Consider the following 13,901-nt stretch of genomic DNA (forward strand, 5'->3'; position numbering starts at 1 on the left):
CGTATTATATTTTTTCGGGTACTCCCAGGGGTACAAGCTGAAGCCTTTTTTTATATTTTGTTTTTGAGAGCTCGGATTGTAAAACAGAGATCGGCTCGGCATAATGGGAAAAAGTCGTATGATGCACTGGTATTATTTTTTTAGGATTAAGAGCGGTAATAATTTTTAAAGCCTGAAGGGCATCAAGGCCTCTTTTTCCATTGCCGGGGGCTCCCATATTGGGAATTAATAAATCAATTTTGCCATATTTGGTATAAGAAGCAATTTCATCAAACCAGACCGTATCCCCGGTCCAGTAGATCCTGAAAAAGGATTTACCCGAACTGTACTCGATTATATATCCATTTCCTTTACCGAGTTCGCTATTTAAGGGTTCCTGGGCATGCATGGATTTTACGGCTGTAATTTTTAGGGATTCCCCGGCTTTTTGCAGCGTCAGAGTATCGCTCCATTCTAATGCACCAACATTTGTAAATCCCCACCGCTGCATGGTCGCAACGCCCTGAGCAGTAGTTATAGTTTTTAGATTTTTGTCCAAGATCTCAACTGCAGCGGGATCGATATGATCGGGATGCATATGACTGATTAAAAGCAGGTCTATATTAGACCTGTCAAATTCAGCCGGATCAGAAAAACGTTCAATGGCGGCATTTGGTTCTCCGGTTGTGGGATGGATCTTAATTCGAAATGCCTCCTTGCTTTTTGGTCCAAGCATCGGATCTGTTAAAACTTTAAAACTTCCCAGCTTCAGGATATAGGTTGGCCCCCCAATCCACTGGATCTCTTTTTTCACTTGCGTAAAACCTCTTGCAGACAGGCAAAGAACAGCGATGAGCACTAGTGATATTTTTGTTTTCATAACATATGTTTTTATTGATTCTCAAATAAAAAAAGCAGCCTGCCTGATAACTGTATCTCATCAGCAGGCTGACTGTTTCATTTACTGCATTATCATAGATAAGATTACATCTTGAAAAGCGGATCTTTTTCCTGGTGATTCAGCTCGTTCACTTCCTGAAGCTCTTCCACGCCTTCAATATTCCAGTCCCCTTCAATCATTCTGTGTACGTAACATGCATTGGCCTGTTTTAAAAGCTCCTGCTTTTGTTCCTCTGTTATATCACCTTCGATATTGATTTGGGTTTGGACAGTGGTAAGAAGTTTTCCATTTTCACCTTTTTGCACCACCTGAGAAAGTTCAGCATTTACGTCCCTGATCTCCCATCCGTTTTTACGTGCGATGTATCGCACTGTTGCCACTTTGCACATCCCTAGTCCGCTTAGGACAAGTTCAGTTGGTGAGAGGCCAAGATCTGTTCCTTTGCTGGTTGTAGGCTCATCGCCGATAACTGTATGCTTACCATTTGTAATGATAGACTGATAACCTGAAGGTAAATTTTTGATATTAATTTTAGTTGCCATTTTTATTTTATTTTAAATTATTTTGTTCACTTAAAGAAACCTTACTTAAAAGGATTTGCTTTATTGACAGTACAAAGTTCCGATAGTTTACCGGTCTTGCACTAGACTAATTTTCCCGAATATTAAACGTTTTTCCCTCGCGATACCCTTTATTTGACCCCAATCAGAGATCAGGAACAATGGCGGGCTTCTGAGCCAAAATATATGCGGTTACTGCTGCTTGTCCAATAGTATCTTTTGAGGGACTTAGATTTTTTCCAATGTACCTTTTGTGCTCTGTTTTTGTGATACCCTTATCTGACGCAAGTATTTTAACAACGTCAACGGAGACCAGCTCATAAGGGATCTTGGAGCCGAACCAGTCCGGATTAGCCTGCTGGGACCAGGTAACTAAAACATATTGTTCCCCGGCTGTGCGAATGCTATCGTGCACAGCAGCTCTCTTAAAAGCCAGCTCATTTCCGTAGAGCACCGCTGTTGTCTTTTTGTTTGTATTTATAATAGTGGTTAGTACTTTTAAATTCAAATCAAGGAACTTAAATTCACTTGGAAAAGATGCCGACTCATTGATGGTACTGGCATTTTTATGGCAGGAAGAAATAAGTGCTGCCAGAACTGCACTGGTGATATAAATGAATTTTCTCATGGTCACTATTGTTTAATTGGACGTGTAAATACATAATCTTGATCTTTTACTACCATGTGGCAGTTGATACAGGAATATTCAAAATCTTCTTTCCCAAAAGGTTTATTGTCAAGATTGTCAAATCTGGCGAATCCCCAGCCTTGTGTTTTTTCATACTTGCGCTTGTCTTTTATCATATACTGTATGTATTTATATTCGCCGGGCTTTATTTCCCCGAATTCATCTTTAAGCTGAGTCCAAACAATTTTGGCCATAATAACCCCGTCGGGCCAAGGATTAGTCTGTTTGTCTTTTACCGCTTTGATCGCTGCGGGGTTGCCATAGATGATTCTCATGGTACCGCTGTCAAAACGCTCACTGGTGCTTATTATCTGCCAGTTTTTATAATCGGCTATAAATGGAATTCCATTGGGGGCCTTTGGTATTTCTTTGGAGGCATTCTGTGATATAAGCTCTTTGTACTGTTTATTAAAACTATTTATTTTGGACGTATCATTAATTTTGGAGCTGGTAAGCGAGAGCACATAATTTCTCAGAACATCCAAATCCTTTTTTTCTATTTTGGCATCAGGATGCACAGCGAGATAACTTTTTTTGGGCATATGATCCGCGGCGACAAAATTGTATAATTGCCAAAGCTTGCCTTTTTTCTCAATCTCGGTCATGGTATCCCACTGGCTGAAATTCATTCCCAATCTTGCGTGTTTAACATGGCTCTGCACGAGCCAGGAAGCCGGGGCAATCTCATCAAACCACTCAAGATGGGTTTCATTGGAGTGGCACGAATAGCACGAACGTTCCAAGATCTGTTTCACTTCTTTTGGTGCCTTAATTTCTCCGGTAACAGCAGGGTGGTCTACTTTTTCTCCTATAAACTGGATTCCGATAAAGACAATTATAAAAAGAGCGATTACAGGCAGTAATTTTCTTTTAGATGATGCTTTCATATTGTACTTCTTTAAGATTGTTTTAAATAGATTAGAACTATAATCAGTCGTTAATAATACTACAAAGTTGCAATAGTTTTTCTCTCAGACACTAGACTAATTTTCCCTATTGCTTAACTTTTTTTCTTAAATAAGACACTCAACAAGTTTCCTTTCAAACTTTTTGAAAGGACAAAATTCCTTTGATTTTTGTCATTACTACTTTGATTTTCGTTACCAATGTGTTCGATTCCTGCGCGAACTTTGCCTTAAAATTAACAACCACTTTCTTAATCTTTATATCAACGATTTGCGACCTTGACTTTAAACGATTTCAGTATGAAAAATAATAATAATACGATAGAATGTTCAGCTAGCTCTCCAAATGGAAAGTTTTTAAACTTGTCTGAAACTAGAGTCATTAAGAAGGGTGCTTCCTATGCAGACCTTTTGCTAGCGTATTTTAGGAATTCCAAAAACAGTAAGCCGTCGGGAATCTTACCGACTATGAAATCCAATCTGAAAGAACTGAATTCTGATGCTCCAATTATTATATGGTTTGGACATTCTTCTTATCTAATTCACTATAAAGGATTCAATATCCTGGTCGACCCGGTTTTGAACGGTTGTGCTTCCCCGATTCCTGGATTGGTTAAGGCTTATCGGGGTACCGATATTTACAAGTTTTCCGATTTGCCTACCATAGATGCGCTGGTCATTACACACAATCATTATGACCATCTTGACAAACGCAGCATCAGGAAACTAAGAAAAAAAATAAGAACATATTATGTTCCGCTTGGTGTAGGCAAATCGGTAAAGAATTGCCATGTCAATAACCTGCGGATTTCCGAAATGGACTGGTGGGATACCGAAATTCTTGCTCCAGACATCAAACTCATATCAACACCTGCACGACATATGTCCGGGAGGGGTTTGGTACAAAATAAATCCCTTTGGTCGTCTTATGTGTTGTTACTTGGGAAATACAAGATTTTCATTGGAGGGGATTCTGGTTATGATACCCATTTCAAAAACATTGGAGACAAATTCGGTTCCTTCGATATAGCTATTTTGGAATGTGGCCAGTATAATGAAAACTGGCCTAACATCCACATGATGCCCGAAGAGACAGCACAGGCAGCAATAGATTTAAACGCTAAAGTATTACTGCCCGTACACTGGGGAAAATTTTCATTAGCACACCATTCATGGAATGAACCAATAATTAGGCTGCTCCAAAAAAACAAACAGTTAAATTTGGAGATAACTACGCCACTCATTGGCCAGCTTGTAATTGTTGGACGCGCTTATCCCAATCAAAAATGGTGGGAGTAATATTTGGCTAATGATTAACAAATTATATAACTTTGTTGTAGTCTAAAAGAAGTAATACTATGCAGGAATTTGATAATTTAATCGCCTTTTCCAAGTATATTAATGTCCCCTTGCCCATCGATGAGGATTTTACTGTCATGCGCATTGAGGATTACTATAATACTTTTTCAGGGCCTTTGCCTGAATTTCGTCATAAGTTTTATGCGGTAAGCCTTTATGAAAATATTGGTTTGGAAATTAATATTGGGCTTTGGAAATTAAATCCTAAAACGCCGTTCATGTTGTTCAAATCTCCGCATCAGGTCTTGGCATGGAATATACATCCGGGAGAACTCAAAGGCTGGTTCGTTATGTTTACAGAAAAATTTCTGATCAAAAACAAACAGATGGCTCAGATCATACACGATTTTCCTTTCCTGCAATTAGATAAAGCAATCCCATTCGAAATTGAAGAAACAGATGTGCCTTGGCTTTCGGCTACATATCACAAAATACATGAAGAATACCATTCCGATGTTAACGATCGATTTGCTCTGATTGTTTCTTACGTACAAACGTTACTTTTACAGGTAAAACGATTATATGAGGCTCGTTCTAAAGTAGATGTTGAAATTGCCCAGGCATCGTTCCAACAAGATCAGGTTTGGCTCGGTCGCTTCAAAAGACTACTTGCCGATATTTCAGACCTTGATGAATTCGAAAACCGTTCCGTAACTTATTTTGCGGGACAGTTAGCAATACATCCCAACCACCTTAATGCTATAATTAAACGGGTTACGGGAAGTACGGCTTTACAGTTGATCCACGACCAAATTATGGACCAAGCAAAACTATTCCTCAATTCCAGCGAATTAAGTGTTAAAGAAATTGCTTATCGACTGGCCTTTAAGGAACCCACACATTTCGTGAAATTCTTTAAGAAAAATTCAGGTGCTACTCCATTAGAATTTCGCATACAGAAAAAAGTTTAGTTTCATTTCAAAGAAACAGTGATTACATGCACCCTAAGAAAGATCTTTGATTGGTTATTTATTATGGTTAAAGAAACAGTGCTAAAAAAACGGCATACTTGATTTTTGCCATTAATGCTTTGATTTTAGTTATCTCTGTCCCTTGTTTCTTAGCGAACTTTGTGCGATAAATTAATCATTAAATTTTTTAGTTATGAAAACAATTTTAATTACTGGTGCATCAACAGGGAATAGGAAAAGCTACAGCAAAACATTTTTCAGCAAATGGCTGGAACGTAATCGCTACAATGCGTACACCTGAAAAAGAGCAGGAATTATCCCTTTTAGACAATGTGTTGGTTACCAAATTGGATGTTCGTGATGAGCAAACCATCAAAAATGCTATTGCAGAAGGTCTACAAAAATTTGGAAAAATAGATCTGGTAGTCAACAACGCTGGATACGGACAGTACGGTATTTTTGAGTCTGTTACCCCCGAACAGATCCGTGCCCAATTTGAAACCAATGTTTTTGGTGTTATGAATGTAATGAGAGCCATTGTCCCTTATTACAGAAGCCAAAACGAGGGAATGATTATCAATATAAGTTCTGCAGGCGGACGTATAACTTTACCTCTGATATCAACGTACATGTCTTCTAAATTTGCATTGGAAGGATTTTCAGAATCGGTATCTTACGAATTAGCCTCACAAAATATTATTTTGAAATTGGTGGAGCCGGGAGGAGTAGACACCCCTTTCCACATTACATCTGGCGAAAAATTTGCTTTAAATCCTGAATTGAAATCATATAATGAATTTTCGGAAAACGTAACTAAAAGCATTTCAAGATTGGCTGAAGGTGTTACTTCCGCACATGCTGTTGCAGAAGTAGTTTTCGGGGCAGCTACAGATGATACAGACACTTTACGTTACCAATCAGGAGAAGATTCCAAAGCATGGATAAAAGCAAGAACCAGTATGGCAGATGGTGAGTACATGAACCACATGAAAAACAACGTTTTTCAACTTAAATAAAAATCATTAGTGCTTATATAAAACAGCGTCTTAAATATTTGGGACGCTGTTTTATTCATCTTAAAAATGTAATACAAAAAAAAAAAAAATAATTACTGGAGTATCATGCTTATATCCAAACCAAAGAAGAATTTTTATACCTGACGACTATTATGGATTTGTATGATAGGAAAAATTATAAGTTGGAGTTTAAGCGATTGAGTACAGAAGAAACTTAGCTTAGGGCTTAGAAAATAGCGATTACAAACCGATATATTGAAGAAGACTTGACTTTTTTTCCTTGATAAAGACATAAAAAAAGAATCTATAGAATATTTTCCATAGATCCTTGTTAATGTATTTTACTTTAATCGGGAGACTACAGCATATTCTCTGTAGCGATAATTGCTTTATTTTTAAGATAAAGGGCGGCCGATTCGCTCATGGTAATTATAGAAGCGCCCATGATCACTACATCTTTTAAGACAAGACGTCCACGGCCGGATAGATATGGAAATCCATACTGCTGATCGGTCAAATGAGGCACCCAGCTCTCGGGAGTTGTAATTAGAAATGACATTGTTCCAAGTGTTAGTATAAATACAAGGATGCTTCCAAACATGCTCTCAAGGGGTGCCCAGCGGTGGATGCCTACTAGAAAGGCAAGAGAAATTAATAATATACCCAATTCATGTGAAAATCCGTAGGTATTGTTCTCGATATTCCACTGGCGGTTCTCAGCAATCAGTTCACCTTCCTTATTGACATGGTCTTTATATTGCTCAGGATGGTTGTATAAACGCGACATAAAAGGGCTATTGGCGACAAAGGGAACAATTCCGTCTGCTTCGTAGGGAACAAATTTAAGGGCGCCTATCCAAAGGAAAACAATCACTATTCCAGCTCGAATTACGGATTTCCCGACCTTATCAAGATTTGCTATTGTATTTAAAAAGGTATTTTTCATTACTTTGTTTTTTAAATTATGTTTTGATAATTAACAGTACAAAGTTACAGGGCTTAGGGCTCTGCTGAAATGGATCAATAATGCTTTGAGATAGACAAATCTGCCACTATTGAAATACCTGTGGTATTACGAAAGGCCTGTGGAGAAATTTTAGTCATCTTTTTAAACAGTCTGCTGAAATAATATTCATCCTGAAACATAAGTCCAAAAGCAATTTCCTTTATGCTCAGCCTTGTAAGATGCAGCTGCTTTTTTGCCTCAAGGATTAGTCTCTCCTGAATCAGCAGGGAAGGAGTCTTATTAAAACGTCTGGTACACTGTTTGGTAAAGTTATTTGGCGTCATTGCCAGAAGCGAAGCATAATCACTTGGTTTATGAAGGGTAAGAAAGTTTTCTTCAAGAAGCTGTTTGAACAGATCCATTTTGTCATTCTTAAATACTTTTTGTTTCTCTATACTTTTAATTTTAATGCTGCTGGATTTGGCAAGGAAAAGCTGAAGGTATGCCCTAAGGACAATATCCGATGGATCAGGCTGTTGGAATTCATCGCTGATTTGACTGACTAGCTGCATATAGGAGCCAAGCTCCTCGGGGGCAAGTTTCAATGACGGCTCCATATAAATATTATTGAAAAGCAGTCCATTGCAGGCTACTTCATTTCTATGGTATTCAATGCAATAGAAATCGCTGTGAAACTGCAGCATGGCATATTTTACAGCTTTGGTTTCTTTGATATAAATAGACTGCTGAGGTGTTGAGAATAATATGACAGGAGCCGCAAATGCAAAGGAAGCAAAATCAGCATGAAATGTGCCTTCACCTTCTGTTATTACCAGTATCGTATATTCTGAAAATTGGGAAGGTGAAACTAATTTATTATCCTCAGGGTGGTCAAGCCCTAAGAGTACATTTCCTGTTTCTGAAAATACTTTATTCATACTTTGATGCTCTTTGATGACAGTTTTTTAAATCTTATGAAGATGGATGATAAAAATTTAGAAAATTATATCTCACTTCTCCTGGCAATAATGCTAGTTTTACTGTCCATTTTATCGGGCCTTTTTTTAGTGCCGGATTAGATAAGGCAGAATAACAATATTTTTTGGCAAAGTTAGTAAAATTCTCCTTGCCATAAAGGAACCTAAAAGGCTTGAAAGGCAGATGTCCTGTGGGCGGTCATGCGACAGACACTTTATAATTACCCTGGCAGGCAAAGCCTGATCAATATACAAAATTAAAAAGCTGCACCGTTGTGGTACAGCTTTTTACTATTTGCTATTAATAAAATATTCCCAGTCCTTAGTTCCCTATGATGGTATTGGTCTGGAAAATATTTATTTTATTTCCATCTACGTCCTGAATCATAGTACAAAGCATTTTGTCGCCTGCGATATAAAGTTCACGCCAAACAAATGTCACTCCTTTTTCTTCAAGCTCCTGTGAGGCTGCAGCAAGGTCATTCACCTGCAGTACAATAGATTTATTTCCGATTGTGTCCAGGTGTTGCGGGGCTTCTGCAAAAAGCGCTTCAATTCGTTTTGAATTTGGTACCTGCAAAAGTTCGAGACGAAGTTCCCCGGCTTTAATAATAGCTGTCTCTGCAGATCCCGTTGGAATAGTGAAGGTCACTCGGCTTACAAGATCAAAACCGAAAATAGATTTGTACCATTCGATCGACGCATCTAAGTCAGCAACGGTAAAAGCAACATTGTAAAGAGAAAAAGAGGCAAGGCCATTTTTATTTAGTGAAGTGTTTTCCATTTTTAAAAAAAATTAAGTTATTAATTAAGTACCTGTAAAGTGTTTTATTTAAAGTGCAAATTTCCGGGAAAATATCTTTTTACTGCTTGACATTTGATAGGAAAAGAATTGATTTATATCAAGAGCAATATAAAAAAACAGCTTCATTGTCTTTAAACCTGCAGGTCTATATATCCTTGCCTTTTTATAGTGCTATTGTATTTCGAGCTTATATATTTTCGAGTTTTTATCGGGAAACAAATACTTTTCAGGCAGATTCAATTTATCAGTCTGAAGGAAACCATTTTTTTCATAGAATCGGTGCGAGGCAACTGCAATGCCGGGGGTGTCAAGCCAGATGACCTTCAGGTTGATACTTTTCGAAAAAGCAAGCAGTGCATCAAAAAGCACCTGTGCAATCCTCAGTTCAGTACCTCTGTAATCCTTTAGAACAAACATTTTTCGCAGTACTCCGTTATGATTGTCAAGATTTTGCAGGCCTATTGTACCTACAATGTCTCCGTTTATCATGGCCGTCCAGAAATTCCCGGACTGATAAAACTTTTCTGTATCAATAAGGTCAGGCTGATCTGATTCTGTAAATCCCAGATTAAATTCGCCGTTTTGTATATTCAGTACAAATTCGCGCACCAGGCTCTGGTCCCCCGCTTTAAATTCCATAATTTCAACCATAAGTTTTGCTGTAGTGTTTAAAAGTTTTTTATTTTGCATTGGTCTGAAGATACGAAGTTATAAAAATTAAGAGAAAATATATTGGGCCATCCAAGTCGTATTTTATAATCTGAAAAGAGGAAGGTTTGCTTTACTTTCATGACATTCGGGCATATATTAAGGGTGCCATTCAAGCTTACTGTAATTAAATTAATGTAAAGGTCAATTACTTTTCAATGTATTATTCTCTCTGATTTTAGTAGCGTTATTACGAAAGCTTGACAGCTGTTTTATTTATCAGGATATATACAGTTCCTAAAATTGCAGTTGCCGCTACCGCTGTGTTAAGGGCGAAATGAACTGGAGACGAAGAAGGCAGGACCATAGGGAGCATTGCCATGGCATAAGCAGGGGGCATTTTCATCTTTAGGTAATGCAAAATAATGGTTACAGCGATCAAATTTATAACAGATGCCAGTAGATAATTATCCAGAAAATAATAGCTTTGAGCTCCAACAAAAGCTGTCAGCACCAATACAGTAACCATTTTGTACAACATAACGGCGCCAAACATCTTTTTATCTATATGTTCATAAGCCAGTACAATTATTGGAGGAAGCGCGGCGATCTGCATAATGCCCGCAGCAGAGCAGATCATTACCCATATTATCAATACAGCCAGAAATACCAGAACTGCCAGAACTGATTTTGGTTGCTGTTGGGCAGGAGCTTGGGAAGCTTCAGGTTTGAAAAATACGGCTGCAAAAATGGCAAGCAATCCCATAAAAAGAAGTATGGAAAATAGAAAAATATAGGAGTCACAGTTTGTTACAATAGGCAGCAGTCCTGTTGCAAGTGCCGGTGCTAGACTGCTCTTTATTGAGTACAAAAGGGCCATCATCACAATTAGGGTCAATACTATTTTGACGGCCATATTAATTTCTAACTGATTTATAAAAAAACCAATGAATGCTGTTAGGGACGGTATCAAAAATAAATGAAAGGGTTTTGCGGTCCATGTGTTTTTTTTGTACATGAAACATCCAATTGAGAGGGCGGCAAGTTCCGGCAAAATAATTTCCTTGTCCTTAAAGCGCAATGCGACTGCCGTCATTAGCAGTATAAGTCCATAGGCTACGGTATAAAATTTAATTTGATATTGTGAGGCAATCAGTGCGGTATTGTTATAAAAAGTTTTCATTTTATTATTTATTTAAATACAATTCAAATCTCCAACATAAAAAAGATCCCTGAAATGGATCTTTCACGTTATTTGATGGATTATTCATTCCTGTTTTTATTTTATTATTTTAATTATGATGGTACTTATACATACAATCCTCCATCAATAGTAAATGTGGCTCCGGTGATATAACTGCCTTTTTTGCTTGCCAGATAAGAGACAATATTGCCCACATCGTGCGGTTTTCCAAAACGTTTAAGTGCAACGGTGTCCAGTATCCGGTCTGGAATCCCTTTGATGTGTCGGGTATCAATCAGGCCGGGTTGAACTATGTTGACTGTAATGTTTTTTCTGGCCAGTTTCTGTGACCAGTAACGTGTGTATATGGCCAGTGTTTCCCGTGCTGTGGCATAATTGCCTGTAATTACAAAACCCGAGTGCTGCTCAGCGCAGCTGCCGATAGTAATAATTCGTCCGCCCTCTGAGAGATAGGGAGTCAGCTGGCTGACCATCTGGGCTGCACCGAAAAGACTTCGCTGCCATATTCTGGCTAAAATCTCGTCACTTGCATCGAGGGGTGTTTTTTTGGGAATTAGGGATCCTGCACAGTTTACCAGGATATCAATCCTGCCGTACTTGGCAATTATCTGATCGATTGCAGCTTTAATTTCTTCATTGTTGGAAGTATTGGTCTTAATGGCAATTGCCTCTACACGACTCTCTATAATTTCAGCTTCAAGGACCTTGGCTTTCGCGGTTCCTTTAAAGTACGTAAAAGCAACAGTAGCTCCGCTGTCTGCCAGTTTTCTGACAATTCCCGGGCCAATTCCTTTATTTCCTCCTGTAACCAAAGCTACTTTTGTGACTAGTGATTTCATTTTTTCTGGATTATATAATGACTAATTTGATATTATTTGTGTGTTGATTACATACTTGCAAATTCAATTTGCTAAACTCTATTATAATCACAAAGTTGCAACATATGGAGGGTGTAAGGTTAGGCTATATTTCCCATTGTATTAACCATTTTTCCCTGATTGGTGTATTTCTGATTATTGAAAAAACGGTTTCAGTATTTAACGGGTGATTTTCTAATACACGTTTCGAACCTAAACTCGCCATACCTTGCTTTTGTTGGATTTCTAGATTACAAAATATCCATGTGCCACGATTTTGCCACAAATCTCTGATTTCTTAATTTTACAACAGTTTTTGATGTAGGAATATTTTAATCCGGACGATCACTCGTATGGATTTTTCGACACATCAGACCCAAATAAATTATATGTTATGGATTGGAAAAAACGGTCAAACTGACCACGCTTTTTCAGCATAAAGTGACCACAGCTTTCGGATCAAACTGACCACCACTTTTCAATTTAAACTGACCAGCTGGTTTCGGTTCAAATTGACCACTAAAAAACTACTTCTTTTTCATGTTGTTAAACCATGGATCTGTATAAAAACTACAGGCTATGGCAAATAACAAACTAGACATGAATAAAATTAGAAAAGTCATTAAATTGCATTGTAACGGCAAAAGCAAGCTGTTTATAAGCAAGTATTTATCACTTTCCAGAAACACAGTAAAAAAATATATTTCTTTATTTGAAGTGCTTGGATTAAGCCTGGAGACTGTCAACAAGAAAACCGATACCGAATTGGACGAACTATTTTCCCCAGGCCCAGCAGAAGTTGTTTCCTCAAGAATCGAGGATCTTTACGCTTATTTTCCACAGATGGAACGGGAATTAAAAAAAACCGGCATTACCATACAAATCATGTGGGAGAGATATATCGCTTTAAACCCCGATGGCTTGAGAATTACGCAATTCAGAAACCGTTACAGGGACTGGGGTAATAAAGTAAATCCGGTGATGCATATGAATCACAAAGCTGGTGATAAAATGTATGTAGACTATGCCGGAAAGACACTCTCAATTTTAGACAAAAGCACATCAGAGATCAGAGAAGTGCAGTTTTTTGTAGCTATACTCGGAGCAAGCCAATATACTTATGCGGAAGCTTCCATGAGCCAGCAAAAGGAAGATTTTGTGGCTTCGGTAGAGAATGCAATGCGCTTTTTTGAAGGAACACCTGCTGCAATAGTACCAGACAATTTAAAATCTGCCGTAATCCGAACCAGCCGCTTCGAACCTACTATTAATGAAACTCTGGCAGATTTAGCAGAACATTATGAGACTACTATTCTCCCAGCAAGAGCATATAGACCAAGAGATAAATCTTTGGTTGAAGGTGCAGTTAAAATACTTTACAGAAGAATTTATGCAAACTTAAAAGACACTAAACACTTCAGTATAGACGACCTAAATCAGGAGATCTGGACTCTGCTGGATGCTCATAACAATAAGAAGCTTACTGGAAGACCTTACTCTCGTTTTGAACTCTTCATTGAAGATGAAAGACATGAACTGCAGCCACTTCCTCTGGAACGCTTTGAGATTAAATACCAGTCCCTGGCAACAGTTATGCAGAATGGACACGTTCAGTTAAGCCAAGATAAGAATTATTACAGTGTACCTTATCAATATTTAAAGAAAAAAGTAAAACTGCTGTACACAAACTCTACAGTAGAAATCTACTTCAAATACAATCGCATAGCTACTCACATCAGAAATCCCAAGCCTTATGTCTACTCTACAAATCCTGAACATCTGGCAAGCACACATCAATTTGTATCGCAATGGAATGCCTTAAGGTTTATTGATTGGGCCAATAGTATTGATCCGGCAGTAGGAGAATATATTATGCAGATAATCGAAAGCAGGAACCACCCGGAGCAGGCCTATAAAAGCTGTTTAGGGATATTATCTTTTGAAAAGAAAGTAGGTACAGAGAGATTAGTAAATGCCTGTAAACGCGCTCTGGACTTTAAGATTTATAATTTTAAAACTATACAGAACATCTTAGATAACAGCCTGGATAAAATATCTATTGAACAGGAAATGGAACAGGAACAGGATCTTCCTGAACACAGTAATATTAGAGGGAAAAATTATTATAACTAAAATCAATATACA

14 protein-coding genes are annotated in these 13,901 nt (G+C 37.9%); 4 read left to right on the forward strand and 10 right to left on the reverse strand.

Annotated elements, in window-relative coordinates:
- Positions 1-4 precede the first annotated feature (4 nt).
- The 4 genes from KHA90_RS16500 to KHA90_RS16515 form a co-directional block, all read right to left on the reverse strand.
- Entirely contained in the window at positions 5-859 is an 855-nt protein-coding gene (locus KHA90_RS16500; protein WP_213303010.1) for an MBL fold metallo-hydrolase, read from the reverse strand.
- A gap of 104 nt (positions 860-963) precedes the next feature.
- Complete coding sequence (locus KHA90_RS16505) at positions 964-1,422, reverse strand: OsmC family protein (protein ID WP_213303013.1); 459 nt, start codon at positions 1,420-1,422, stop codon at positions 964-966.
- Between the two features lie 163 nt (positions 1,423-1,585).
- The gene (locus KHA90_RS16510; RefSeq protein WP_213303016.1) at positions 1,586-2,068 is read right to left on the reverse strand and encodes a hypothetical protein; all 483 of its coding nucleotides are present in this window, start codon (positions 2,066-2,068) and stop codon (positions 1,586-1,588) included.
- Between the two features lie 5 nt (positions 2,069-2,073).
- Positions 2,074-3,015, reverse strand: a complete 942-nt coding sequence (locus KHA90_RS16515; RefSeq protein WP_213303019.1) for a heme-binding domain-containing protein — start codon at positions 3,013-3,015, stop codon at positions 2,074-2,076.
- Positions 3,016-3,333: 318 nt separating this feature from the next.
- Here KHA90_RS16515 and KHA90_RS16520 point away from each other — a divergent pair, with 318 nt between their 5' ends.
- From KHA90_RS16520 to KHA90_RS16530, 3 genes are all read left to right on the forward strand, one after another.
- Entirely contained in the window at positions 3,334-4,332 is a 999-nt protein-coding gene (locus tag KHA90_RS16520; protein WP_213303022.1) for an MBL fold metallo-hydrolase, read from the forward strand.
- Positions 4,333-4,391: 59 nt separating this feature from the next.
- Complete coding sequence (locus KHA90_RS16525; RefSeq protein ID WP_213303025.1) at positions 4,392-5,303, forward strand: helix-turn-helix domain-containing protein; 912 nt, start codon at positions 4,392-4,394, stop codon at positions 5,301-5,303.
- A gap of 215 nt (positions 5,304-5,518) precedes the next feature.
- The gene (locus KHA90_RS16530) at positions 5,519-6,319 is read left to right on the forward strand and encodes an SDR family oxidoreductase (protein WP_213303028.1); all 801 of its coding nucleotides are present in this window, start codon (positions 5,519-5,521) and stop codon (positions 6,317-6,319) included.
- 358 nt (positions 6,320-6,677) lie between these two features.
- On the opposite strand, the gene KHA90_RS16535 is transcribed toward KHA90_RS16530, so the two are convergent.
- From KHA90_RS16535 to KHA90_RS16560, 6 genes are all read right to left on the reverse strand, one after another.
- Positions 6,678-7,265, reverse strand: coding sequence for a DUF417 family protein (locus KHA90_RS16535; RefSeq protein WP_213303031.1), 588 nt, complete (start codon positions 7,263-7,265; stop codon positions 6,678-6,680).
- Positions 7,266-7,339: 74 nt separating this feature from the next.
- The gene (locus KHA90_RS16540; protein ID WP_213303034.1) at positions 7,340-8,203 is read right to left on the reverse strand and encodes a helix-turn-helix domain-containing protein; all 864 of its coding nucleotides are present in this window, start codon (positions 8,201-8,203) and stop codon (positions 7,340-7,342) included.
- 361 nt (positions 8,204-8,564) lie between these two features.
- On the reverse strand, positions 8,565-9,026 hold the full coding sequence (locus tag KHA90_RS16545) for a VOC family protein (protein WP_213303036.1): 462 nt from the start codon (positions 9,024-9,026) through the stop codon (positions 8,565-8,567).
- Positions 9,027-9,218: 192 nt separating this feature from the next.
- Positions 9,219-9,737 carry a GNAT family N-acetyltransferase gene (locus tag KHA90_RS16550; RefSeq protein WP_213303039.1) on the reverse strand — a complete coding sequence of 173 codons (519 nt, stop codon included), beginning with the start codon at positions 9,735-9,737 and terminating at the stop codon, positions 9,219-9,221.
- 208 nt (positions 9,738-9,945) lie between these two features.
- Positions 9,946-10,878, reverse strand: a complete 933-nt coding sequence (locus KHA90_RS16555) for a hypothetical protein (protein WP_213303042.1) — start codon at positions 10,876-10,878, stop codon at positions 9,946-9,948.
- Between the two features lie 125 nt (positions 10,879-11,003).
- On the reverse strand, positions 11,004-11,738 hold the full coding sequence (locus KHA90_RS16560) for an SDR family oxidoreductase (RefSeq protein WP_213303045.1): 735 nt from the start codon (positions 11,736-11,738) through the stop codon (positions 11,004-11,006).
- Between the two features lie 597 nt (positions 11,739-12,335).
- On the opposite strand from KHA90_RS16560, the gene istA reads away from it, so the two are divergent.
- Complete coding sequence (gene istA, locus KHA90_RS16565; protein WP_213303048.1) at positions 12,336-13,889, forward strand: IS21 family transposase; 1,554 nt, start codon at positions 12,336-12,338, stop codon at positions 13,887-13,889.
- The last annotated feature ends 12 nt before the right edge of the window (positions 13,890-13,901 follow it).

The organism is Flavobacterium psychroterrae (assembly GCF_018380615.1).
Taxonomy (GTDB): Bacteria; Bacteroidota; Bacteroidia; order Flavobacteriales; family Flavobacteriaceae; genus Flavobacterium; species Flavobacterium psychroterrae.

Coding starts and splice junctions, on each gene's coding strand:
- KHA90_RS16500 (WP_213303010.1), bottom strand. CDS start 859: ATGAAAACAAAAATATCACTAGTGCTCATCGCTGTTCTTTGCCTGTCT.
- KHA90_RS16505 (WP_213303013.1), bottom strand. CDS start 1,422: ATGGCAACTAAAATTAATATCAAAAATTTACCTTCAGGTTATCAGTCT.
- KHA90_RS16510 (WP_213303016.1), bottom strand. CDS start 2,068: ATGAGAAAATTCATTTATATCACCAGTGCAGTTCTGGCAGCACTTATT.
- KHA90_RS16515 (WP_213303019.1), bottom strand. CDS start 3,015: ATGAAAGCATCATCTAAAAGAAAATTACTGCCTGTAATCGCTCTTTTT.
- KHA90_RS16520 (WP_213303022.1), top strand. CDS start 3,334: ATGAAAAATAATAATAATACGATAGAATGTTCAGCTAGCTCTCCAAAT.
- KHA90_RS16525 (WP_213303025.1), top strand. CDS start 4,392: ATGCAGGAATTTGATAATTTAATCGCCTTTTCCAAGTATATTAATGTC.
- KHA90_RS16535 (WP_213303031.1), bottom strand. CDS start 7,265: ATGAAAAATACCTTTTTAAATACAATAGCAAATCTTGATAAGGTCGGG.
- KHA90_RS16540 (WP_213303034.1), bottom strand. CDS start 8,203: ATGAATAAAGTATTTTCAGAAACAGGAAATGTACTCTTAGGGCTTGAC.
- KHA90_RS16545 (WP_213303036.1), bottom strand. CDS start 9,026: ATGGAAAACACTTCACTAAATAAAAATGGCCTTGCCTCTTTTTCTCTT.
- KHA90_RS16550 (WP_213303039.1), bottom strand. CDS start 9,737: ATGCAAAATAAAAAACTTTTAAACACTACAGCAAAACTTATGGTTGAA.
- KHA90_RS16555 (WP_213303042.1), bottom strand. CDS start 10,878: ATGAAAACTTTTTATAACAATACCGCACTGATTGCCTCACAATATCAA.
- KHA90_RS16560 (WP_213303045.1), bottom strand. CDS start 11,738: ATGAAATCACTAGTCACAAAAGTAGCTTTGGTTACAGGAGGAAATAAA.
- istA (WP_213303048.1), top strand. CDS start 12,336: ATGGCAAATAACAAACTAGACATGAATAAAATTAGAAAAGTCATTAAA.